Consider the following 23,237-nt stretch of genomic DNA (forward strand, 5'->3'; position numbering starts at 1 on the left):
TATGTCTGATTCGAGTTTGCTCGCGCTTAATCTGATTCTGGCTCTGATGATGTTCGGAATTGCCTTAAGCCTGAAAGTTGAAGACTTCAAACGGGTTTTTAGCCAACCCAAAGCCCCATTGACCGCCATCGTAGCCCAATTTGTTCTGTTACCCGCCAGTAGTTGGTTGTTAACCATCCTGCTGCCACTGCCGGCCGAAGTTGCCCTAGGGGTGATTCTGGTAGGTTGTTGTCCGGGGGGAAGTTTTTCCAACATCATGACTTATTTGAGCAAGGGCAACACCGCATTATCGGTAAGCATTACTGCACTATCCAGTTTAGCTGCCGCAGTGATGACGCCGTTTAACTTTGTATTGTATAGCAGCTTAAACCCTGAAACCGCTGCGCTACTAAAAAGTATTCATGTACCAATCCAAAGTGTATTGATGATCGTGTTATTAGTCTTGGCCTTGCCTTTATTGCTTGGGCTGATCACCGCCTACTATGCGCCCCGTTTTGCCGAACGCAGCCAAGGTGCTTTTAAGATTATCTCGTTGCTCACCTTAATTGGCTTTGTGATTGCGGCACTTAGCCAGAATTGGCAAAAATTTTCGGCGGGCGCCAATATTTTTATGGCAGTAGTGATTCTGCATAACGGGATGGCATTAGGGATTGGCCGTTTAACCTCATATTTTATGGGGCTAAATACCCCAGATACCCGCGCTGTCACCCTAGAGTTAGGTATTCAGAACTCGGGGCTGGGGCTGGGGATTATTTTTACTTTTTTCAGCCAATTATCCGGTATGGCAATAATTGCTGCGTCGTGGGGTATATGGCATCTAATCAGTGGGCTGAGCCTAACCTGGTATTGGCACAGAAAACAGGAAGCATAATATGCGTATGAAAGTATTGATTACCGGCAGCCAAGGCTATTTAGGTCAAAAGCTTTGCGCCTTATTAACAGATTTTGCTGACGTATATGGCATTGATATCGTCGATAGCGATACGACGGCTTACCAATATAAAAAAATGGATATTCGCTCCCCTGACGTGGCGGAGTTGATCCAGCAAGAACGCATTAGTCACGTGGTTCACCTGGCCTCCATTGTGCAACCTGGCAACGATCGTCAACGAGATTTTGATATTGACGTTAATGGTACCCGGAATTTACTTGACGCCTGCGCCCAGTCCTCGGTGCAACATATTACCGTGACCAGTAGTGGCGCTGCTTACGGCTATTATGCCGATAATCCGCCATGGCTGCGGGAAACGGATAAAATTCGGGGTAATTACCATTTTGCCTACAGTTATCACAAACGCTTGGTGGAAGAAATGCTGGCTGAATTTAGTCAGACTCACCCACAAATTGCGCAACTGATCCTGCGTCCCGGCACTATCTTGGGCAAAAATACCAACAACCTAATCACTAACCTGTTTCATAAAAAACGACTATTGGCGATACGCGGCAGCAAATCCCCCTTTGTCTTTATTTGGGATGAAGATGTAGTGGAAGTAATTAAACGGGGTGTTTTGACTAGCAAAAGTGGTATTTACAATCTGGCGGGTGATGGTGCCATGAGCATTCAACAAATTGCGAGTACATTAGGTAAGTCCAACCTGACTTTGCCAGCCGGTTTACTGCAAGCAGCGCTTTGGCTCGGTAATAAACTCGGCCTGACCCGTTACGGTGCCGATCAAATTGATTTTCTGCGCTATCGCCCCGTACTGGATAATACCGCTCTGAAAGAACAATTTGGTTTCACACCGAATATGACTTCAGAACAGGTCTTTGAGTTTTATGCTCGCCATCAGGGATTGATTGAATGACCGATAAACGCGTTGCAATTATTACCGGTGCAGCATCTGGGCTGGGGCTTGAGATGGCACGGCAGTTAGCCTCCAGCCATCAGTTATATTTAATTGACCTCGATTTGCCCCGCCTGGAACAATACTGCGGCGAAATATCCGCCAATAGTCGTTATTTTGCCTGCGATCTGGCCAGTTCACAGGCAATTGAGCAACTAATACAAGACATTAACGCCTTAACGCCCGATATTGCGTTGCTAATCAATAATGCCGGAATAACCCATCGTTCATTAGCTAAGATAACGAAGCAGCAGGTTATTGAGAAAGTCATGCGGGTGGACTATTTTGCCCCCGTACAACTCACTCAAGGGCTATTACCACTGTTAATTGATGCCCAGACGAAGGTGGTTAATATCAGCTCCATGGCGGGGTGGATGCCTGTTATAGCGCGTGCCGGTTATTGCGCCGCCAAATCGGCACTGCATCAATATTTCGAGACTTTTCGGGCTGAAATGACCCCACAAGGTGTCAAGGTGTTAATGGTCTATCCGAGCTTCGTGGACACCCCAATTGAACAAAATGCCCTAAGCGGCAGTGGTGGAAGTACTCGTCATGCTCGTTCTACAGTGGGTAAGATGCGTTCTAGTCATTGGACGGTGGCTCAAATTGTCAAGGCGATTAATCGTGGCGACGAACGGTTATTTCCAGATAAGTTTACCTATTTTTCAAGTTTGCTTTATCGCCTTTGGCCATCGCTCTATATCCGTATGATGAGTAAACGTTTTGCATCAGAATTTGAGGAACACTAATGGCTTGGATTTGGATTGGCTGTTGTATTATTTTTGCCTTCGGGATCGAAGCCATGACCGGCTTTGGCAGTATTGTTCTGGCATTATCGCTGGGGGCATTGGTAATGGATATACCTACATTGGTGCCACTATTGGTTCCACTGAATATTCTAATGACCGCTCCGCTAACTTATCGTTATCGACAACATATTCAGTTTACATTATTACTGACTCGGGTATTACCTTGCATGGTATTGGGCACATTGATAGGTGTGTTACTGACCCCATATATCCCTGCTGCATTGGCAAAACTGCTATTTGCAATATTAATTATCTGGTTTTCTGCCCGCGCCTTATTACGTAAAACCCCACCACCGTTAAATGAGAAAAAACGTAATTTAACCATGACTGCCGCCGGCATTACCCATGGATTATTCGCCTCAGGGGGACCATTACTGGTTTATGCTCTGGCACGCAGCCAGTTAGGCAAAGTGGAATTTCGCGCCACCTTACTGTGTGTCTGGTTAAGCTTAAATGGTTTGCTGACTGGCTGGTTTATCTGGCATGGTGAGTTAAGCAATCAATTGGAACGCTTACTCATGCTGGCACCCTGTGTATTAATTGGTGCCCTGCTCGGTAATGCATTGCATCACAAGGTTCAGGAAGGAGTATTTTTACGTTTAGTGTTTGGCTTATTGCTACTCGTGGGTTTACTGCTTACGGTAACGTCCATCATTAACCTTATCGGTTGAACTTCTGGTAAATCAGATTTCAACTTTTTCATATTCCCGGTTAAGTGCCGGGATGTGGATCTTAACCACACTGGAATCCGCTTTACTAATATAATAAATTAACGACGGTGCCCCTCCGGTAACGGATACCACATCACAATCATATTGACCGGCGGGGACAGTAATTTGTGCCTCTCCAGTTTTCTGTACTGAGATCACTTTGACTTCTTCATCCTGACCATTGAACCAGTTAAAATACAGTGGTTTGTTGGAGTAATTAATTGCCTGAATCACTCCCAGTACACTTGCACGTTCATAACTGAATGCCGGTAACCAACGATCGATGGTCAGTTTACCCTGCTGATGAAAAGGTCGACGGGCCATATCCGAATGGCCGGTAACATGGTTATCGGCAAAGTTAAGTTGAATATCCACCGGTTTATTGATCGCACCGCTCATGCGCATTTGCAGCGGCTTAAGCGTATCGGCATCGGCCCATACTTTTACAATAGTATTAATATTTTGCTGTTCCAGCATGTTGATTTCCGTTATCTCAACCTGCTCCTTTTTAACAATTAAATCCTGAATGGCATAACCGGCTTCCTGACCTTGCTGCATGATACGGAATTTGGTTTTACCACTGGTCAATTTTTCATGTTCAAACGGTAATGGCGTAACATTAATAGCAGTCTGAGGTTCAATCATCAGCTTTTCAGTACTCGGCCCCTGTTGGCTATATGTCACCGCATAAACATCACCATAACGGGATTCGTCGATACTTTGTGCTTCCCCACCGGACAAATGGACCAGCATTGGTGTGGTATTACTGTGTCCGACGATTAATGCGTTTTGCTGCTGTTCATTAAGCATCGCTGCCACCGTCGGCAGTTCATTAGCCTTGTACACAATTATCGGCAATTCAAATTGCTCGGCGGTAGGTTTAGCCGTTTGTTCTGTACGTTTGTAGTCGGTGCTATAAACGGCTTTAATATTCTTGTCTTGCAAGAACTTGGCGAGGTTTTTTGCCCGTTTTAGCCCTTTTGGACTCAGGGCCGGATCGGATGTTGCAGATTCAAGTTTTTCAGCATGGCGGGTGAAATACAGGGTGAAATCAGCGGCGCTAGCAACATTAAACACCATAATACAAAACAGACTGATAAATAGTCGCATGTTCATCCCTCATGATTTCCCGAAGGAAAATCTTAATGGAATAATCAGTTTTGGTAAACCTATATAAACGGTGGGCTGGATAAGCCACCTCTTTGATCACGCGCTTTTCTGATTTAACAACAAGGCACTGCAATTTATAGTCCGGTGGTACCTGCTATACACCGCCATTTAAAAAGGGCATAAATGCCCTTTTTTAACTTATGAACGTCCGCCAAATTTCTTTTTATGGTGGCTCATTAAACGCCGGCGATTACGAATTTGAGTTAAACTCATTTCGTTTTTCTTCCCTTCAAAAGGATTCGCCCCTTCACGGAATTCAATTTTTATCGGTGTGCCCATGGTTTTCAGGGAACGACGATAATAGTTCATTAAAAAGCGTTTATACGAATCTGATAAGTCTTTGACTTGATTACCGTGGATAACAATAACCGGCGGGTTATAACCACCAGCATGAGCATATTTCATTTTAACCCGACGTCCACGCACCATTGGCGGCTGGTGATCAGCCTGAGCCATTTCCATAATTCGGGTTAACATTGCAGTACCGGCTCGATTAGTGGCAGAGGCGTAGGCTTCTTGTACCGACTCGAACAAATGTCCGACACCGGTACCATGTAAAGCAGAAATAAAATGTAAGCGGGCAAAATCAATAAAGCCAAGTCGTCGATCCAACTCGCGCTTTACATCATCTTTAACATCCTTATCCAGACCATCCCATTTATTCACGGCCAATACCAACGAGCGTCCGGCATTAAGCACAAAGCCTAATAGGCTCAAATCCTGATCAGTGACCCCCTCACGGGCATCAATCACCAGCAACACCACATTGGCTTCTTCGATTGCTTGTAAGGTTTTGATAATCGAGAATTTTTCTACCGCTTCTGACACATTTCGGCGGCGCCTTACTCCTGCGGTATCAATCAGAATATATTCTCGTTCATCCCGCTCCATCGGAATATAAATACTGTCGCGAGTAGTACCGGGTTGATCAAATACAACCACCCTGTCTTCACCTAAAATTCGGTTCGTTAAGGTTGATTTACCCACATTGGGTTTACCCACAATGGCCAATTTAATCGGTGATGCTTGCAAACGCTCAAGCTGCTTTTCGGCATCTTGTTCATCCAGCGTATCGGGCTCTTCTACAACCTGCATATCCGGAAATTCATCAGCCAATGGCGCTAAACAGGATTGTAGTAATTGCAATACACCCCGTCCGTGAGCCGCTGCGATTTGATACACATCACCTAATGCCAGCGCATAAAACTCAGCACTTTCGCTGTCACCGTCAATCCCATCAACTTTATTGGCGACCAGAAAAACTTGTTTGTTTTGCTGACGCAAATGATTGGCAATCGCTTGATCCGACACGGTAATCCCCGCGCGCGCATCTACCAAGAATAACACCACGTCGGCTTCATCAATGGCCATTAATGATTGTCCGGCCATTTTAGCGTCGATGCCTTCTTCGTCACCGCTAATACCGCCGGTATCAACTACGATAAACTGCAAGCCTTCATACTTGGCCTGACCGTATTTACGATCACGAGTCAGTCCCGGAAAATCCGCTACCAGTGCGTCTCGGCTACGCGTCAGACGATTAAATAATGTCGATTTACCCACATTAGGGCGACCAACCAGAGCAACTACAGGTAACATAACTTTTCCCAAAAACAAAAACGGCTCGGAGCAAACTTCGAGCCGTCAAATAACATACTTTATACGGCTATATTAAGGTGTTTCTACCGCAAATATATCGCCACCACGGGTTTGAGTATAGATGATTCGGCCATCTACTACCGGGGTGGTGTAAATGCTTTCATCTTCATCATCATCGCCTAAATCTATGCGTGCAACAATGTTGCCATCAGCTTGATTAAGCCAGTGCACAAAACCATATTTATCACCTATCGCCAGATAAGATGAAACTGGAGCTGCGCCAGTTAGCAACCGAGAGCGCAATCCGCCCTGACTCCATAACTCCACACCAGTTCGACGATCCAGTGCATAAACGACACTGTCATTATCCACTACGAATAATGAATTACCCTCAATAACAATATTGCGGTAGGACTTATACTCACGTTTCCAGATAATCCGGCCACTGCGTAATTCTACGGCAGCCAAGGTACCATCAAAAGAGACCACATAAGCGATACCACCTAATATCAACGGTTGTACATCAATATCTGCAATCCGATCCAGTTCGGTTGAACCGGTTGGCGACGCGATGACTTGTTCCCAGGCCACTTGCCCGGATTCGGCTAAAACCACCGCTAATTTACCCATTGCGGTACCGACGATTGCGCCACCACCAGCCAAGGTTGGTGTCGACACACCGCGCAATGACAATGGGGGGACTTCAGATTCGTAACGCCATTTTTCTTCACCGTTTTCGGCATCTAATGCAAACATGATCCCGGCGGTGGTATTGACCACCACTAAGCCCGTATCCACAGCAGGAGAAGCAATGACTTCGCCGTTAACATGAACTTGCCAAACCACATCACCGGTTTTTTCGTCTAAGGCGATAACCGATCCGTTTTCAGTGCCCATAAAGACTTTTTCGTAGGCGACTACCAAGCCACCCGCAATCCGGGCCGATTCGCCATCGTTCCACAACTTAGTGACACCGGAAAACATGCCATCATCTTTGAATTCAGACAGGTTCTTTTCCCACAACTGTTTGCCACTTTGTTTTTCAAAAGCTTTGACTAACCCATGACGATTAGCGGCAAAAACCTTGCCGTACCCCACTACAGGCGTTAAACGGGAGAAATAATCACTCACTCCATCTCCCACTTCATGCTGCCAAACCACTTTAGGTTCAAACAGCGCTTTAATCGGCTTTAACTGACGAATTTTTAGTTCTTCTTCATCAGCAAACCAATTGGAAATAGTGGTACAGCCACCCAAAGTCGCCAATAAAACTACTGCTAATACAATCCGTCTCACGGCGATCCCCTTACTCACTTGCGGCTGCCAGATTATCCAACTTCAATTGTAACAGCGGATTGTTAGCATTCAGTTCCAAAGACTGGCTGTAAGCTGCGCGAGCTTGATCGATTTTGCCCTGTTTAACCAACACATCACCTTTTACTTCATCGGCCGTTGCCGCAAACGCTGGGAGCTCAATACCCGCCAAGGTAGCTAACGCATCATCGAATTTTTCAAGTTGCAACTGTACTCGGGCTAAACGTATTTGCACGGTGCCTTTAATGGCCGCGTTTTCAGCATGCCCGGTCGCCCACTGCAACTGTTTTTCGGCTTCAGCATAATCTTTACTATCAACCGCTTTTTTGGCTAGTTGTAATGCAGTTAACAGCGCATAGCTGTTATCCGGATTCTGTTTAATAAACTCAGCTGCCTGGGTAAAGCCTTTATCACCGCTTTCCAACTCGCCCATTAATTGTTCATATTGACTGGACGCTGCTTCACGCTCGGCAATTTGTTGCTCGTTATAATGACGCCATCCCCACAGGCCGCCTAAACCAATAACGGCACCTAAAATAATGGCAGTGCCATTTTCTTTCCAGAATCGTTTAATTGCTTCTACTTGTTGTTCTTCTGTGCTGAATGATTCCATTTTTTCCTCTTACTTCTTATTGGCCAACAGCGAAACAAATTCGTCTGTGGTAACCCTGATTTGTTGTTTATCTTCGCGCAAATATTTCAATGTTAATTGCTTGGATGCCGCTTCATCTTCACCGATTAGCAAGGCAAACTCAGCGCCACTGGCATCGGCACGTTTCATTTGTTTTTTAAAATTACCGCCACCACAATGGGTCATTATACGGTAACCCTCTAACTGATCTCGCAACTGTTCTGCCACTTGCATGGCATAACTCTCGGCTAAATCGCCCATCGCAGTCACATAAATATCCACGGGTGCAGCCACTGCATCAGTTAAGTTGAGTGCTTCGAGCATTAATACTAAACGTTCTAAGCCCATTGCAAAACCGACACCGGGAGTCGCTTTACCACCTAACTGCTCAACTAAGCCGTCATAACGGCCACCGGCACAAACCGTTCCCTGAGCGCCTAAACTGTCAGTCACCCACTCAAAAACAGTACGATTATAGTAATCTAATCCACGTACTAAACGAGAATTAACCCGGTATTGGATGCCTAATTGATCTAATCGTTCACACAATGCAGAAAAATGTTGATCAGATTCTTCATCCAAATAATCCAATAAACTCGGTGCATCGCTAATCGCCTTTTGTACATCCGGTTTTTTACTGTCCAATACCCTTAACGGATTGGCATGCAGACGTTTTTTGCTGTCTTCATCGAGCTGCTCCTGGCGTTCAGTTAAATAAACGACCAAGGCTTCTTTATATTTGGCACGCGCCTGATTGGAGCCCAGAGAATTTAATTCAAGGGTAACATGTTCCGCCAATCCCAGCTTTTTCCATAAACGGGCCGTCAGCATAATGATTTCAGCATCAATATCAGGGCCGTTGAGACCAAAGACTTCGACACCGAACTGATGAAATTGACGGTAACGGCCTTTTTGTGGACGTTCATGACGAAACATCGGCCCCATATACCATAGACGCTGCTGCTGATTGTAAAGCAAACCGTGCTGATTACCGGCACGAACACAACTGGCGGTACCTTCTGGCCGCAACGTCAAACTGTCACCGTTACGATCATCAAAGGTATACATTTCTTTTTCAACGATGTCCGTCACTTCACCGATAGACCGTTTAAACAAATCGGTACTTTCCACGATCGGCATACGAATTTCCTGATAGCCATATTGGGCCACCAATTCACGAAGCGCTGACTCTAGATATTGCCATACGCCAGACTGGCTTGGCAGGCAATCATTCATCCCCCGAATGGCCTGAATTTGCTTACTCACTCACTATCCATCTTTGAAAATTTTAAAGCGCAGGATTATATACTCATTAGCGATTAATCAATAGTGTTGATTGCAATCTGGTTTTGCTCATCCAGCTTAGCGGCTTTGGCACGAATGCGTTTTTCTAATTGCTCAACTAAATCATCATTGCTTAAACGCTCTTTCTGCCGTTGTCCATCCACGTAATAACCACTCATATTACGAGCACCGGTTAACCCTAGATCCGACACTTCGGCCTCGCCCGGCCCGTTGACGACACAGCCAATAATAGATACATCCATCGGCGTTAATACATCTTCTAAACGTTGTTCCAGCTGATTCACCGTATTGATTACATCAAACTCCTGGCGTGAGCAGCTTGGGCAAGCGATAAAGTTGATCCCACGGGAACGAATACGTAACGACTTTAGAATATCAAAGCCGACTTTAATTTCTTCCACCGGATCAGCCGCTAAGGAGATACGAATCGTATCGCCAATACCTTCGGCCAGTAGCATGCCTAATCCAACTGAGCTTTTCACTGCACCGGCACGCAAGCCTCCGGCTTCGGTGATCCCCAAATGCAGTGGCTGATCAATTTTTTGGGCTAATAATCGATAGGCGCCTACGGCCAAAAACACGTCAGAGGCTTTCACACTGACTTTAAACTGGTCAAAATTGAGCTTATCCAGAATGTCCACATGCCGCATGGCTGATTCCATTAGCGCCTCCGGCGTGGGTTCACCATATTTTTCCTGTAAATCCCGCTCCAGTGAGCCACCGTTAACCCCAATACGAATCGGGATGTTTTTATCCCGAGCACAGTCGACTACCGACTTAATCCGCTCAAGATTACCAATGTTTCCGGGATTAATACGTAAACAGTCCACCCCGTATTCAGCAACTTTTAAGGCAATACGGTAATCAAAATGAATATCGGCAATTAACGGTATATCCACTTGCTGCTTGATGAGCTTAAAGGCTTCCGCCGCATCCATAGTGGGAACAGAAACCCTTACTATTTCGCCTCCAACGGCTTGAATACGCTTAATTTGCGCGACCGTGGCAGCCACATCGGTAGTGAGTGTATTGGTCATGGATTGCACCGCGATTGGTGCACCATCACCAATTGGCACGTTCCCCACGTTAATGCGAGTGGATTTACGACGTTTTATTGGAGATTCTGCAAACATGACTATTCCTGTAAAGGCAGGGTAAATCTGGCGGTACGACCGGCCGGAAATTGCGACATATCAAACTGTTCACCCGCATACGACACTTTTACTGACTCCGGTACCGCAACAGTAACTTGAAACGGCGGTATACCGGTGACCGGCATGACCCGTCCGGAGACTTTAATTCCGTAAGCGATAGCCTCACCTGTTGCATCAATAATATTAATCCAGCAGTCTTCAGAAAATTCAAAAACCAGTTCTACCGGGTCGGCCAAATCTTGCGTTGGCGTGACGTCCTCTGCGACCTGATCAACAACCGATTCATTTGACTGTTGCTCCAGACTTTCATTTGCCAAATCAGCTGACTCGGACACATTATCAACAGCATTATCGTTAACGACTGTGTCTGTAACCGAGTCGTCTGACGAGTCAGGACTATCTTGCTCTAGCGCTGATGGTTCAACCAATGCATCATCATTCACTGCAGATTGCACAGCGTCACTGGTGTTATTAGCTGGTTCGACTTGATTGGCCACGCTATCTTTTTGCAGGTTCTTTTCGGTTTGGGTATTCGGATAAGTACGCTCGGTAAGCTCGTCTTCACCGGATTGTTGTAACCACCACATTACCGATAATGCGATTAAAATGGCTAAAATAACATAAGTCACCATCATTAGGCGGTCATCGCTAGCCTGACGTGCTACGCGGCGAGAAAAGCTCTGTAGTTTGGCTGGCTCTTTACTAGCCCGATTAATTTGATCAAAGGCTTCCAATACCTGTTGTTCTGATACTTTGACCAACTTTGCATAACTTTTTAGATAGCCTTTGGTAAAAGTTAACGAAATAGTGGTGTCATAATTATCGCTTTCCAGATCATTAATCATATATTCACGCAGGTTCAGACGCTGAGCGACTTGCTCTGCACTGAGATTCATCGCCTTACGCGCTGCTTGTAATAGTTGTCCTGGACCCTGAATAACGGGTTGCTCTACTTGTTGTTCTTCACTCATTACCGACACTTCTTCGCTACTTAGGCGCATTAACGCGCAATTTCATACCGGAATAAATGGCTCCGGCATCTGTTAAATGGTTCCACTCCAGCAATTTTGCCATCCGCACATTGTATTTTAGTGAGATGCGATAAAGGTTTTCACCGGCTTTCACCGTATGATATTTAGCTCCCTCATCTTCTGCTGTAGGTTCTGATTTATTAATACTCTCGCTCTCATCAGCAATCGACTGACCAACAGCCGGCTCAGGCTGTGTTTGCGATTGCTGCTCAATCACATCGGTAAAAGGCTTTGGCTCTCGAACTGGAGTTGACTGTTGCTTAAGCATGGCCAGAAACTTTTTAGTGTTCGGATGGGTTGGATACATTTGTATCAACATTTGCCCATAGGCTTGTGAACGCTCTTCCTGCCCCAGTCCTTTTTCAATTTGTACCCAAAACCAGATAGTATCAGCCGACACCGTACCGGCTTTTTCAAAAGTCATTAAACGTTGTTTAGCCTTGACCCAGTTTTTATCTTCAATTAGCAGTTGAATCAACATCACCATACTTTTAGAGCGCCGTGGATCATGTTGCAACGCTTGCTCTAAATATCGAATTGATTCCTCACGCAACCCTTCATTTTGACTGCACAAGGCCAGATTTTCATAGGTTTCTGCCGCGCGAATATAATTGGGACTAGCGATAGCCTGCAAGAAATATTTTTTAGCCCTCGGATAGTCGCCAGTCTGACATAAAAATGCGCCATAACTATTGGCAATATTGGCATCATTAGGCTTAAGATTAATCGCGGTTTGATAGGATTTGTTAGCAAGCAGGTTGTCTCCAACATGCTGATAATAATAGCCCAACCCTAAATGAACATCTGCCAGCTCTGGAGCGAACTGTAAAGCTTTATCCAAATTAAACTTGGCCTGTTTATAGTTATCATTTTTAAGATAGGTCAAGCCCAAAGAAATTCGGGTTTTGGCGGCTTCGACCGGATCGAAGCCCTGCTGCTGTTGTAATTCTGTTTGAGTCGGTTGACTGGAACAGGCACATAACACACATAAAACATTGATGATTAAAAACTTACGCATAGGTCTTGGACATCCAAATGTTATTTTAATGTGCCATTTTTACTGAAATTGCCTCTCCCTTCATCTGTTTTTTCAACATTCGTTTCGTTCTGTCCACCACATCACCGACTAATTGGCCACATGCGGCGTCAATATCGTCGCCACGAGTTCGACGGACAACGACCGTAAAGCCATACTCCATAAGGACTTTAGCGAATCTGTCGATGCGTGAATTACTCGAACAGGTATAAGGTGAACCGGGATAAGGATTAAATGGAATTAAATTTATTTTGCTTGGCGTTTCACGCAAAACTTTAGCTAATTGATGAGCTTGATCGGTACTATCGTTAATTCCGTTAAGCATAACGTACTCAACCGTTACTTTGCCTTGATTGGCATTTGACTTGGCCAAATAGCGTCTGACACCGGCTAAAAATTCTTCAATAGGATACTTTTTATTGACCGGGACAATCTCATCGCGCAACTCATTGGTTGGCGCGTGTAACGAGATGGCCAATGCCACATCGATTTGGTCACCTAACATATCTAATGCCGGCACGACCCCTGAAGTACTTAACGTCACGCGGCGTTTGGATAAACTAAAGGCAAAATCATCCATCATTAAATCCATGGCTGGCACCACGTTTTTCAAGTTTAATAATGGCTCGCCCATACCCATCATTACCACATTGGTAATAGGTCGCTTTTTACTGTCATTGGACAGACCAATAGTGGTGGCGACTCGCCATACTTGACCGATAATTTCAGCGACCGATAAATTACGGTTAAAACCCTGCTGGGCTGTAGAACAGAATGTACATTCCAATGCACATCCCACCTGTGAAGACACGCACAGCGTAGCCCTATCGCCATCCGGGATCCAGACAGTTTCCACTTCCTGGCCGCCATCAAGTCGTAAGGCGAATTTAATCGTGCCGTCGCTAGCCTGTTGCTGGACTGATATTTCCGGGGCGCGAATTTCACAATTAGCGATTAATTTAGCCCGCAAATTCTTATTCAGATTGCTCATTTGCTCAAAGTCATCACAACCATGGTGATAAATCCATTTCATCAGCTGATCTGCACGAAACGGCTTTTCACCAATAGAGGCAAAATAGTTGCGCATTCCCTGCCGGTTAAAATTCAACAGATTTACTTTGGATTCTGACATGAGACTCTCAAATTAATTAACTATAACGATGCGTATTGTACGCCTTTACATCAATAAATAAAAAGGGGCCGCAGCCCCTTTTGTATACTGCTTAGGTAATCTTAACGAGTACGTGAGCACACTTCTTCATCAGAGAAAAAATAAGCAATTTCACGAGCTGCCGATTCTGGTGCATCAGAGCCGTGAACCGCATTTTCATCAATTGAATTCGCATAGTCCGCGCGTAATGTGCCGGCTAAAGCGTCAGCTGGGTTAGTTGCGCCCATAATTTCACGGTTTTTTAATACCGCATTTTCGCCTTCTAATACCTGTACCATTACCGGGCCAGAAGTCATAAAGCTAACTAATGCAGCAAAGAAAGGACGCTCTTTATGCTCGGCATAGAAACCTTCCGCTTGCTCTTGGCTAAGGTGCAACATTTTAGATGCAACAATGCGTAAGCCCGCTGACTCAAAACGATTGTAGATAGCGCCAATCACGTTCTTGGCAACGGCATCTGGCTTGATAATTGAAAAAGTGCGTTCTAACGCCATGGTAAAACTCCAAAAAATAGGGTACATAAAAATTTCGCGCGGATTATACGTAAAAAGCCAACAAATAACTAATTTTTCCAGGCGATATTGCCAATGTTCACTAAATATTCATTCAACAGTCTCATTCTTGCCGGAATCTACTTGCAAAGAGCGGTTTTGTCAGCCTATTATCGAAATATTACTTATCATAAAGACCAATTTGATAGAATTTTCCTATGATAAAACTGCGCGAACTGGAATATCTCGACGCCATTGTCCGTTACAAGCACTTTGGTAAAGCGGCTGAAGCCTGTCATGTCAGTCAACCCACCTTAAGTGGACAACTAATGAAGCTGGAAGAACAGCTTGGCTTGCAATTGATTGAGCGACATCGCCGCAACGTCATGCTCACACCAGCGGGTGAACAGTTGATAAAAGACGCACGAAAAGTGTTACAAGCAGCCAAAGAATTTGAGGAATCCGCTCGAACCTTGCTCGACCCGCTCGCCGGGGATATGCATATTGGCCTTATTCCGACGTTGGCGCCTTACCTATTGCCATTAATTGTGGAAAATCTGAATAACCAACTTCCACGCATCAACTTTTATTTGCATGAAAATAAGACCGAAGTGCTGCTCCAAGAGCTAAACAGCGGCAAACTGGATCTATTGGTATTACCGTGGCTGGATGAAATGGAAAAGTTTGAACGCTATGATCTGTTTGACGAGCCTCTCTTACTGGCGGTACATCCCAGTCACCCGCTCGCAGAACATAAACACGTTGCTATCAGCGTATTGGAAGGGCAAAAAATTCTCACGCTGGAAGATGGGCATTGTTTACGTGATCAAGCCATGGATTACTGTTTTACGGCCGGAGCCAATGAAGATCATCGCTTTCAGGCTACCAGTCTGGAAACCTTGCGTCATATGGTAGCCAGTAGCCGCGGTATTACCCTGTTACCCAAGCTAGCCACACTCAATGTGACTGCCACCAACAATATCCGCTATATCCCGTTTAAACAGCCGCAACCGGTGCGAAAAATATCATTAGTCATCAGACCCAATTACTCGAGGATGGAAAGTATTCGCGCCATTGCAACTTCAATCCGCAACTCGGTTAAGGAGGCGGTTTAGAATGACAACGTTAAGATGGCCAGTTGAGCCAATCCATCAATGTCTAATCGAAGTGAGCGCAAACGAGATTGACGGTTTGAACCACGCCAATAATGGTAGTTACGTCAAGTGGTGTGAACAGGCTGCATGGGATCATTCACAAACATTAGGCTTGGGAATTAAAGATTACCAGACACTTAATCGCGGCATGGCGGTGCGGCAGGCCGAATACCATTATCTCGCCCCCGCAGTACTGAATGACAAACTGATTTTCGGCACCTGGTTAAGCCATTCAGCCGGTTCAAAAATGACTCGCGAGTTTTACGTAATCCGCCAGTCTGATCATAAAGTCATTTTAACCGCCAGATGGCATCTAGTATGTATTGAAATCTCCACCGGCAAAATAAAACGCCTACCCGCAGAATTTATTGATGTGTATAGCAAAGCGGTGATAACGCAGGAGTGATTAAAAATCCACTCGGCTGCCCTTCGACAAGCTCAGGGTAAAACAAAAGTTCAAATGCCACAAAAATCAGATTAGTTATAAAAATTAAGATTTAACCTGACAGGCAGCTAAGAGCGAATAGCGGACATGGGTTCGCTCATCAGTGATAGTCTGCTACAGACAAAAAGCGGAAGTTCAAAGCTGCGAGAAGAGTAGCGTTTTAGCGCGTATCCTTTGCTTGCATTGTTATATTCGCTTTTCTTTACGTTCCCAATCAACTGAATCATCGCTTTTTATATTTTTTATAACGTACTTGGCATGATTAGTAACATCAAGCGACCTTAATCTCATTCGCTGGCGAGAGCGTTTTAGTTTTAGGATCGTAGTTCATATCGTAGTGACGCGATTGCTTCATGCCTTCAATGAATTTTGGCGAGAACAGCGCAATACACTCTGCATTGGCACTTCGCACCGATCGATACTTTGCACCGACTGTATCTTTCTTTGTCAGTCCTTTACTCACCTTGTCGCGTGTAGCCGCCCACATATTTGCGCCAAACGCTTGTGGGGCGCTGTAGTCATCTGGCAGGTGATATTCTTCCACACCCGTTGCATCTTCTAACGGGGCAGTGTAATTAAACACATATTCCCTTAGCTGAATGTTTTCAAAGGCAAAGCCATCCACTTGAGACAGGTGCTTCAAAATATGGTGACGCACTTCATCTAATCCAGCATGGACAGTGCTTGCACCGTAAAGCACACCGTATCCGCCTGCGCTAAATCGAGAGGGCGTCACAGGTATATGCACAAATGGCGCAATGGCTGAGTGCACTTGCTGAGCGCCCATGGGTATTTCGCTGGTACTGATCGCACCTTCCCCTGTATTGAGTAGCCTTAAGCGTGGGTTTACCTTCGCTTGCATAGCGTAAATCGCGTCAAAGGCTTCTGGCGAAGCAATATCGTCAAAAATATCAATCGTAGGGTATTTGCTGTTAATCAATCGGTGCCAGCGCACTACCACAATCCTCCTCGCATTCCATCAAGGGTGTCATGTACGCGAACTAAGCCCATAAAGTCGCGACAGGCTATCTCAATTGGTTTCTGACCGTTAAAAGGGGCATTGTTATTGTCCATAGACAGATACCCATACACGTTATCAGGGTTGCTAAAAAGCATTCTCAAGGCTTGATGAATATTCAGTAGTAAACCTAATCGCGTTTCCAAATCAGGGCGCACAGATACCTTCTCAGGCTCATTTTCAAATCTGTGCAGCATGGATGTCGATGTAAAGCCAAGCAGCTGCATACGCTGCTTTTGATTTAACTGCCACTTTTCAAACAATTTGTGAATTGCACTAGCAACATGGGCAAACTGCCCTTTGTCTGTTGTTGAAGCTTGTGCTTTCATAAAACACCTAACGTGTGACTGACCATGTACTCATTGTAACTAATTCTATACAGAATGTAAAATTCAAATAAATTCCATATGGAATCATTGTAGAGATAATATTATCAACGCTAGTCAACATGTCTAATAGGACAGGGCGACAAAGGATTCTGGATTATCCAATTCTTTAAAAGGTATTTTCGGTGTCTTGCAGGCTTCTGAATCATCACAGTGTTAAGGTGTCTTTAAGCACTTAGATTGTCCGCTTCACGTACGGTGCTGACCTACGGAGTGCCTTTACGGTCACCAATAGACAAAAAGCGGTAAGTGAGAGGTCAAGGGCCAGCCAACAAATAATTTTACGCTCCATCCGATTTATTCTTAATAGGAAAAAACTGTAGAACCAACGACTTTATCCAATCTCTAAGTACCTTCTCATCTTGTTGATCTGTAAGGTAAGAACCAAGATTATGAATAAACGCTTCAAGCGTTAAACTACATACATGTTCAAAATGATACACGGAAAAATCAATCTTTGGCGATATAGGAGAAATGGAGCCATGCAGTATTTTTGATCTTAAGTCATATCCTTTCTTTATCGTATCCATGTACTTTCTTATCTCATCGTCGGGCATAGCCCAGACATTTTTCATCAAAGAGGCCGCCCGTTTAGGGATGATTTGCGTATATCCTCTGGTCTCACCAAAAATTAGCAATCTTTCAAGCGCACTAGCAAATTTAACAATTTTGACGGACCGATTTGTTTCTCTTACTGCATCACCATACCAATAGGTTGCTTCCAACAACCGGCGAACCATTGGATAGTCATTTTTAAGATCGAGTTCAAGATTGAGACAATGCCCCAGCACATTCAGCAGCTCTTTTGGCCTCTCACTCTCAAAAATATCGGTAAACTTTTTTGGAAGCCCAACGTTGCCTTTTGCTCCCCCACTGTGCTCATAAGAGAAGTCGCCATTATTCGTTTTATAAAGAAGGTGATTATGAAGTTCGGCTGGAATATCATAGCCAACCATCATTTTGTCAGAATGCGAGGATGAGATCACAAGATGCATGAGATTGATGGCATGTTGAGCTAACACAGATGCTATCTCCTTTGCCAAATTAAGGTTGTATACTCCTAATATTGGCACTTCCATGAACCAAAAAAAGCGCTGATATCTCTCAAGGACATCTACCCACATTTTTCTAAGGAAGTCCTCTTCTTCGTCTTCGCCCAAGCCGCTCGTTATTTGTTTGAAATACAACCTATTGATTAATCGTAGATTGCCAATTTGAAGGGTTTCCGGCTCAATACAGCCGTGAGCCACATGACAAGGAATATAGATTGTAAAGTTTCTCAGTTCACTAGCAATCTTTTGGCTTAGCTTATCTACAAAATCATCCCCATCTTCAACCACAAAACTGTTATCAAATATCGCTTTTCCGAATAACCGCCTCGATTCCTCTATCGCGTCTCTTTTATATATCGAACGTTCCAACCCGTCTTTTTCAACAACATGAAGCGCTAACGCTTCGATGTAAGAAAAAGCTTTTTTACCGCAAAATACAGAACCACCTTTGATAGGATCTGGAATAGAAGGCTCGTAAAGAGCTTCCTTGGTCTTAAACAACTCAACTATATCAACAGTCTCTTTGAAACGAGCAAACTCATTCACAGCTTCTTCGATTAATTTATTTGGTTGTGACAGATTCATATCAATTGTGTTCATTCACTCTATTTTTTGAAGCTTAAAAAGCAAACATACGCATCAAAAAGATACGGCGGTGATGTTAATAGGTATGTTTTTGTTCGGCGAGTATTAATGGCTTCCCTGTCAGTGATTGTATGCAGAAATCTAAAAACATTCGCAACTGGATTTGTTGCCTAATTTTGGCTGCCCTCGTATGTCTCCTTTTGCGCTTTTCTATCAATGCGCCCAACGGCGGCTTTACGTACAAAGTGATCGTTCAGCCGCAGGTTTCTGATGCTCTCCTTATGGCACCTACCGGAATGAGCGAATTGTGGACATAACCGCTAGGATAATAATTGCACAAAAACGCAACTTTGAGTTTCCTTACCTTTAATATTTACGTGAATTTTTGTGCTTTTGTCAGTTGATACGGATAAGAAAATGTTCCCCTCTTTAAAAAATCAATCAAGGATATTTTGAAAGATAACCTCTATAAGATCATGGTCTTTATTCCCATTGAGGAGTGCAACAGGTCCAGAGTAGCTTAATGTGTTTAGAATTAACTTATGGAAAGTATTAAGGCATGAGAGGACCTTTTCTCTTTCTTCAATTTCACAGCTCAAACTGTCAACTTTAACCCTAGGATGAGCACTCTCGTTTCTCAATTCTTTCCAACGATCTTTGTCCTCTTTTGTGATTACATTGTGTTCGATTAGATGATCCAACGCATTCAGTGCAGTCACATTGCCCCAATACCCAACACTATTGCACAACCTTTCCTTTTGTCCCTTAGTCAGCTCAAGTTTTTTAATTTCTTTATTTATTTTTCGAATTTGTGCCTTAAGTGCAGAGTTGTCATTTTTCTTCTTGATTCGAGGTATGTAGATATCGTTCAGAAGTCCCTCTATCCCGACTGAAAGTGTAAGCATCAGTATGCTGTTTTGTGATTGAAATGCATACCAAACACGCTCCCATTGAGAGTAGATGCTATCAAATCGACCGCGTTGAGACCTGTATAGCGCCAAAATGTTTGAAAAAAGATTGTAGTGGTATTGCTGTCTATCACCTTTGGTGGTTGATACATTCGAAGCAATCGGACTTGTTGAACTCTGTAATTTTTGAGAATTTCTAACGCTAGATATAATTTCAGTTTTACTCTTCCCATCACGTTCAACCGTTAAAACCAGTTGCGGCATTGATGCACTGGTAAAGCCAATATAGAACAGTAAACAAGTTTTAACTTCGGCTATGTCAAATTGGCCTTCCACTCTGACTTCAGTGTAGGTTTTATGTTTAACCATAGACACATTAAAATTTTCAACATTAATGAGTGTTTGGTTCCATGTATGAGATTCATTCCCTAGAGTAGAAGTTTCCGAGTTTGATTTGTTTGCAGGGATGTCAAATCTCTCTGAAAATTCAAAGTATAAATATTGATTATCGAATGGCTCGTAATCCTTAGTCTGAGATCGGCATGTTAAGGATGAGAGAAACACGTATAGGAGGGTTGGCTGGTTGTTTGTATTAAAATTTACTTCTATTGAAAAACCTTGGGATTCATACATATCGCCATTGATTGATTTAGCTTTCAGATGCAGTATCTCCTTTTCATCCAATGAATCTTTTGGTATACGCTCTGCGAAAAAGGCTCGTGGAACTTTGTCGGCTTCAACACTGATGAATTCTAAATAAAGAGTACCGACTTTATTGACCTTAATACTACCGTGACCTTTCAGTCGCAAGCCGTCACTTTCAGTCTGAAAAATTTCAACATCCACACAATGAATAACTAAGTCACCTTTACGTAAAAGTTCCTCTTTTGAAACCGTTGTCATTAGTTAACCTCCAATGTTCTATTTTGAATGCGTAGCATACAACTTTTCTAATATTGAAATTTACTTTTCAGAAATAAATATGACGGCATTATCCTCCACGTGAAGATTAATCAAGAATATGGGTAATTTGAAGTTTCGAACGTCTGCTTCTGGCACAAAGCTGACTGATTAGTTGGTAAGTCAACTAACGAATAACCGACGCAATCAGCAATATTTTCTTAAACAAATTTGGCTCCAAGCATAACGACTTATTAATACACTGATAGTCTGGTTTTCTATTTCGACACTTTGCTGTTGATTTAAGATCATGTCAACCAATGAAAAACAGTTAAGCTAATGATTATATTGAATTTTAAGATTATGCAAAGTTTTGGCGTAGCAAATATAAATTGAACGAGCTAGTATCCATAACAACGATAAAACATTTAAATAAGGATATTTATGTTAAAGAAATTACTGATTATCGCACTGGTTTTGTTTGTTGGCTGGAAGTACGTCAATCAATCAACTAACAAGCCGGTTGAAGTACAGCATAAGCCTGTGGCCTATGTTAAACCTGTTGTAAAACAAACCGTTCCCACTCCACCCAAACAAAATTTCACCTGTGATGGTCGTCAATATTGCAGTCAGATGACTTCCCGCGCAGAGGCCGTATATTTCATTAAACATTGCCCTAAGACCAAAATGGACGGTGATCATGATGGTATCCCTTGCGAAAATGATTCACGGTTTTAAGCAGGATAACTTAGGCAATTTCGATAACACTCATTAAAAAAGCCTGTTGCCAGCGCAGCGCTGATCAACAGGCAATGGAGATGATTGTTATATTACGAGTAACAACTAGGCCGCCTGCTCTTGCTTATCTTCTACCGGTAATCGAATCAGATAGTCAAAGGCGCCCAGTGCGGCATTAGCACCACTGCCCATGGCAATGATAATTTGCTTGTACGGTACGTTTGTCACATCACCGGCAGCAAATACACCCGGTAACGAGGTTTCACCATTCGCACCAACAATAATTTCGCCACGGTTGGTTAAATCCACGGTGCCTTTCAGAAATTCCGTATTCGGCACTAAACCGATTTGGACGAATATCCCGGCTAGCTCCACATGCTGTGTTTCACCTGATACACGGTCGGTAAAGTTTAATCCAGTCACTTTTTCGCCGTTACCAGTCACCTCAGTGGTTTGCGCATTAACAATAATGTCGATATTCGGCATCGATTTGGCTTTACGCACCAATACCTCGTCGGCACGTAATTTTGTATCGAATTCCAGTACGGTGACATGGCTGACAAGTCCGGCTAAGTCAATTGCCGCTTCGATACCGGAGTTTCCCCCACCAATCACAGCAACAGGTTTGCCTTTAAACAAAGGGCCATCGCAATGTGGACAGTAAGCCACACCTTTACCACGATATTCCTGTTCACCGGGTACGTTCATTTCACGCCAGCGGGCTCCGGTGGCTAGCATCAGGGTTTTACTGTGCAATAGGGCGCCATTTTCCAGCTCGACTTCAATCAGGCCGTTATGTTCATCACGATTAATGCGCTTGGCTCTCTGGCTATCCATAATATCCACATCGTAATCCCGTACGTGTTGTTCCAGTCCACTGACCAATTTAGGGCCATCGGTCGCTTTAACCGAAATAAAATTTTCAATCGCCATGGTATCCATCACCTGACCACCGAAGCGCTCTGCGACGATACCGGTGCGAATACCTTTACGGGCACTGTAAATCGCTGAAGATGCCCCCGCTGGACCACCTCCCACTACTAGCAAGTCGAAAGGAGGTTTATTGCCTAATGCTTTGGCTTCCCGTTTGGCGGCATTACTGTCTACCTTTTTGAGAATTTCCTTCAGGCTAATACGCCCCTGAGCGAAGGATTTTCCGTTTAAGAATACCGAAGGCACTGCCATGATTTTGCGCTCGTCGACTTCTGGCTGAAACAGCGCACCGTCAATCATCACATTGGTAATGTTCGGATTAATCGCTGCCATCATATTCAGCGCCTGAATCACATCCGGACAATTCTGGCAGCTCAATGAGACATAGGTTTCAAACTGATATTGACCTTCCAATTGACGCACTTGTTCGATCAGGTCGGCATCAATTTTCATCGGATGACCGCCACTGTGCAATAACGCTAATACCAATGAGGTAAATTCGTGTCCCAGCGGCACACCGGCAAAACGAATTTCGGTGTTGTTCTGCACTGAACGGATCAACATCGACGGAACCCGTTCGTTTTTGCCTTCGCCAGCTGTGGACGTAATCAGTGGTGACAGTTGAGTAATTTGTTCAACCAGTTCATTCAGTTCTGTTGATTTTGCGCTGTCGTCAACAAATTTGACCAGTTCAACAGGCGTCTTCAAATTCTGTAAGTAAGTCTGTAATTGTGTTTTTAAATTTTGGTCTAACATAACGTTTTCCTGTTGCTTGATGACAATGTTTATTTCGTTTTTTACGCGCAACGAACCCTGCAATAACGCCCTATCCGGCTTTGCATGAATATGATTG

At 44.0% G+C, this 23,237-nt stretch carries 22 protein-coding genes; 7 read left to right on the top strand and 15 right to left on the bottom strand.

Annotation, left to right across the window (positions count from 1 at the left end; genetic code table 11):
- The first annotated feature begins 1 nt into the window (after position 1).
- From ACTD55_RS02500 to ACTD55_RS02515, 4 genes are read left to right on the top strand one after another with little or no spacing between them, the layout of a single operon-like run.
- Complete coding sequence (locus ACTD55_RS02500; protein ID WP_438862724.1) at positions 2–871, top strand: bile acid:sodium symporter family protein; 870 nt, start codon at positions 2–4, stop codon at positions 869–871.
- Between the two features lies 1 nt (position 872).
- On the top strand, positions 873–1,805 hold the full coding sequence (locus tag ACTD55_RS02505) for an SDR family oxidoreductase (RefSeq protein WP_438862725.1): 933 nt from the start codon (positions 873–875) through the stop codon (positions 1,803–1,805).
- A complete protein-coding gene (locus tag ACTD55_RS02510) occupies positions 1,802–2,593 on the top strand; it encodes an SDR family NAD(P)-dependent oxidoreductase (protein ID WP_438862726.1) in 792 nt (263 codons plus the stop codon). Before ACTD55_RS02505 ends, ACTD55_RS02510 begins: the two co-directional genes overlap by 4 nt.
- Entirely contained in the window at positions 2,593–3,324 is a 732-nt protein-coding gene (locus ACTD55_RS02515; RefSeq protein ID WP_438862727.1) for a sulfite exporter TauE/SafE family protein, read from the top strand. The genes ACTD55_RS02510 and ACTD55_RS02515 overlap by 1 nt, the downstream gene beginning before the upstream one ends.
- A gap of 12 nt (positions 3,325–3,336) precedes the next feature.
- Here the strand turns inward: ACTD55_RS02515 and ACTD55_RS02520 are convergent, their stop codons facing one another.
- From ACTD55_RS02520 to ndk, 10 genes are all read right to left on the bottom strand, one after another.
- The gene (locus ACTD55_RS02520; protein WP_438862728.1) at positions 3,337–4,473 is read right to left on the bottom strand and encodes a SixA phosphatase family protein; all 1,137 of its coding nucleotides are present in this window, start codon (positions 4,471–4,473) and stop codon (positions 3,337–3,339) included.
- A 198-nt stretch (positions 4,474–4,671) separates the two neighbouring features.
- Complete coding sequence (der, locus tag ACTD55_RS02525; RefSeq protein ID WP_438862729.1) at positions 4,672–6,132, bottom strand: ribosome biogenesis GTPase Der; 1,461 nt, start codon at positions 6,130–6,132, stop codon at positions 4,672–4,674.
- Positions 6,133–6,204: 72 nt separating this feature from the next.
- The gene (gene bamB, locus ACTD55_RS02530) at positions 6,205–7,446 is read right to left on the bottom strand and encodes an outer membrane protein assembly factor BamB (protein ID WP_438862730.1); all 1,242 of its coding nucleotides are present in this window, start codon (positions 7,444–7,446) and stop codon (positions 6,205–6,207) included.
- Positions 7,439–8,059 (bottom strand): YfgM family protein, encoded by a 621-nt coding sequence (locus tag ACTD55_RS02535; RefSeq protein ID WP_438862731.1) that lies wholly within the window; start codon positions 8,057–8,059, stop codon positions 7,439–7,441. Before ACTD55_RS02535 ends, bamB begins: the two co-directional genes overlap by 8 nt.
- A gap of 9 nt (positions 8,060–8,068) precedes the next feature.
- Positions 8,069–9,343, bottom strand: coding sequence for a histidine--tRNA ligase (gene hisS, locus ACTD55_RS02540; protein ID WP_438862732.1), 1,275 nt, complete (start codon positions 9,341–9,343; stop codon positions 8,069–8,071).
- A 53-nt stretch (positions 9,344–9,396) separates the two neighbouring features.
- Entirely contained in the window at positions 9,397–10,515 is a 1,119-nt protein-coding gene (gene ispG, locus ACTD55_RS02545) for a flavodoxin-dependent (E)-4-hydroxy-3-methylbut-2-enyl-diphosphate synthase (RefSeq protein WP_438862733.1), read from the bottom strand.
- A 2-nt stretch (positions 10,516–10,517) separates the two neighbouring features.
- Entirely contained in the window at positions 10,518–11,537 is a 1,020-nt protein-coding gene (locus ACTD55_RS02550) for a RodZ domain-containing protein (protein WP_438862734.1), read from the bottom strand.
- Positions 11,524–12,585 (bottom strand): type IV pilus biogenesis/stability protein PilW, encoded by a 1,062-nt coding sequence (gene pilW, locus ACTD55_RS02555; protein WP_438862735.1) that lies wholly within the window; start codon positions 12,583–12,585, stop codon positions 11,524–11,526. Before pilW ends, ACTD55_RS02550 begins: the two co-directional genes overlap by 14 nt.
- Positions 12,586–12,610: 25 nt before the next feature.
- Complete coding sequence (locus ACTD55_RS02560; RefSeq protein ID WP_438862736.1) at positions 12,611–13,735, bottom strand: bifunctional tRNA (adenosine(37)-C2)-methyltransferase TrmG/ribosomal RNA large subunit methyltransferase RlmN; 1,125 nt, start codon at positions 13,733–13,735, stop codon at positions 12,611–12,613.
- 101 nt (positions 13,736–13,836) lie between these two features.
- Positions 13,837–14,268: a nucleoside-diphosphate kinase gene (ndk, locus tag ACTD55_RS02565; protein WP_438862737.1), complete on the bottom strand. Its 432-nt coding sequence runs from the start codon at positions 14,266–14,268 to the stop codon at positions 13,837–13,839.
- Between the two features lie 215 nt (positions 14,269–14,483).
- On the opposite strand from ndk, the gene oxyR reads away from it, so the two are divergent.
- Positions 14,484–15,380 carry a DNA-binding transcriptional regulator OxyR gene (gene oxyR / locus ACTD55_RS02570; RefSeq protein WP_438862738.1) on the top strand — a complete coding sequence of 299 codons (897 nt, stop codon included), beginning with the start codon at positions 14,484–14,486 and terminating at the stop codon, positions 15,378–15,380.
- A gap of 1 nt (position 15,381) precedes the next feature.
- The gene (locus ACTD55_RS02575) at positions 15,382–15,825 is read left to right on the top strand and encodes an acyl-CoA thioesterase (RefSeq protein ID WP_438862739.1); all 444 of its coding nucleotides are present in this window, start codon (positions 15,382–15,384) and stop codon (positions 15,823–15,825) included.
- Between the two features lie 310 nt (positions 15,826–16,135).
- Here ACTD55_RS02575 and ACTD55_RS02580 read toward each other — a convergent pair whose 3' ends face one another.
- The 4 genes from ACTD55_RS02580 to ACTD55_RS02595 form a co-directional block, all read right to left on the bottom strand.
- The gene (locus ACTD55_RS02580; protein ID WP_438862740.1) at positions 16,136–16,819 is read right to left on the bottom strand and encodes an RES family NAD+ phosphorylase; all 684 of its coding nucleotides are present in this window, start codon (positions 16,817–16,819) and stop codon (positions 16,136–16,138) included.
- Complete coding sequence (locus ACTD55_RS02585) at positions 16,819–17,211, bottom strand: MbcA/ParS/Xre antitoxin family protein (RefSeq protein ID WP_438862741.1); 393 nt, start codon at positions 17,209–17,211, stop codon at positions 16,819–16,821. The genes ACTD55_RS02580 and ACTD55_RS02585 overlap by 1 nt, the downstream gene beginning before the upstream one ends.
- 338 nt (positions 17,212–17,549) lie before the next feature.
- Positions 17,550–18,920 carry a hypothetical protein gene (locus ACTD55_RS02590; protein ID WP_438862742.1) on the bottom strand — a complete coding sequence of 457 codons (1,371 nt, stop codon included), beginning with the start codon at positions 18,918–18,920 and terminating at the stop codon, positions 17,550–17,552.
- Between the two features lie 422 nt (positions 18,921–19,342).
- A complete protein-coding gene (locus ACTD55_RS02595) occupies positions 19,343–20,716 on the bottom strand; it encodes a hypothetical protein (protein WP_438862743.1) in 1,374 nt (457 codons plus the stop codon).
- 441 nt (positions 20,717–21,157) lie between these two features.
- On the opposite strand from ACTD55_RS02595, the gene ACTD55_RS02600 reads away from it, so the two are divergent.
- Positions 21,158–21,451 carry an excalibur calcium-binding domain-containing protein gene (locus ACTD55_RS02600; protein WP_438862744.1) on the top strand — a complete coding sequence of 98 codons (294 nt, stop codon included), beginning with the start codon at positions 21,158–21,160 and terminating at the stop codon, positions 21,449–21,451.
- A gap of 105 nt (positions 21,452–21,556) precedes the next feature.
- On the opposite strand, the gene ahpF is transcribed toward ACTD55_RS02600, so the two are convergent.
- Positions 21,557–23,140, bottom strand: a complete 1,584-nt coding sequence (gene ahpF / locus ACTD55_RS02605) for an alkyl hydroperoxide reductase subunit F (protein WP_438862745.1) — start codon at positions 23,138–23,140, stop codon at positions 21,557–21,559.
- Positions 23,141–23,237: the final 97 nt, after the last annotated feature.

Source organism: Neptunicella sp. (assembly GCF_048268085.1).
GTDB lineage: Bacteria > Pseudomonadota > Gammaproteobacteria > Enterobacterales > Alteromonadaceae > Neptunicella.

Coding starts and splice junctions, on each gene's coding strand:
- ACTD55_RS02595 (WP_438862743.1), bottom strand. CDS start 20,716: ATGACAACGGTTTCAAAAGAGGAACTTTTACGTAAAGGTGACTTAGTT.
- der (WP_438862729.1), bottom strand. CDS start 6,132: ATGTTACCTGTAGTTGCTCTGGTTGGTCGCCCTAATGTGGGTAAATCG.
- ACTD55_RS02590 (WP_438862742.1), bottom strand. CDS start 18,920: ATGAACACAATTGATATGAATCTGTCACAACCAAATAAATTAATCGAA.
- ACTD55_RS02600 (WP_438862744.1), top strand. CDS start 21,158: ATGTTAAAGAAATTACTGATTATCGCACTGGTTTTGTTTGTTGGCTGG.
- pilW (WP_438862735.1), bottom strand. CDS start 12,585: ATGCGTAAGTTTTTAATCATCAATGTTTTATGTGTGTTATGTGCCTGT.
- ispG (WP_438862733.1), bottom strand. CDS start 10,515: ATGTTTGCAGAATCTCCAATAAAACGTCGTAAATCCACTCGCATTAAC.
- ACTD55_RS02500 (WP_438862724.1), top strand. CDS start 2: ATGTCTGATTCGAGTTTGCTCGCGCTTAATCTGATTCTGGCTCTGATG.
- ACTD55_RS02550 (WP_438862734.1), bottom strand. CDS start 11,537: ATGCGCCTAAGTAGCGAAGAAGTGTCGGTAATGAGTGAAGAACAACAA.
- oxyR (WP_438862738.1), top strand. CDS start 14,484: ATGATAAAACTGCGCGAACTGGAATATCTCGACGCCATTGTCCGTTAC.
- ACTD55_RS02510 (WP_438862726.1), top strand. CDS start 1,802: ATGACCGATAAACGCGTTGCAATTATTACCGGTGCAGCATCTGGGCTG.
- ACTD55_RS02585 (WP_438862741.1), bottom strand. CDS start 17,211: ATGAAAGCACAAGCTTCAACAACAGACAAAGGGCAGTTTGCCCATGTT.
- ACTD55_RS02515 (WP_438862727.1), top strand. CDS start 2,593: ATGGCTTGGATTTGGATTGGCTGTTGTATTATTTTTGCCTTCGGGATC.
- ahpF (WP_438862745.1), bottom strand. CDS start 23,140: ATGTTAGACCAAAATTTAAAAACACAATTACAGACTTACTTACAGAAT.
- ACTD55_RS02535 (WP_438862731.1), bottom strand. CDS start 8,059: ATGGAATCATTCAGCACAGAAGAACAACAAGTAGAAGCAATTAAACGA.
- ACTD55_RS02505 (WP_438862725.1), top strand. CDS start 873: ATGCGTATGAAAGTATTGATTACCGGCAGCCAAGGCTATTTAGGTCAA.
- ACTD55_RS02520 (WP_438862728.1), bottom strand. CDS start 4,473: ATGCGACTATTTATCAGTCTGTTTTGTATTATGGTGTTTAATGTTGCT.
- ndk (WP_438862737.1), bottom strand. CDS start 14,268: ATGGCGTTAGAACGCACTTTTTCAATTATCAAGCCAGATGCCGTTGCC.
- ACTD55_RS02560 (WP_438862736.1), bottom strand. CDS start 13,735: ATGTCAGAATCCAAAGTAAATCTGTTGAATTTTAACCGGCAGGGAATG.
- ACTD55_RS02575 (WP_438862739.1), top strand. CDS start 15,382: ATGACAACGTTAAGATGGCCAGTTGAGCCAATCCATCAATGTCTAATC.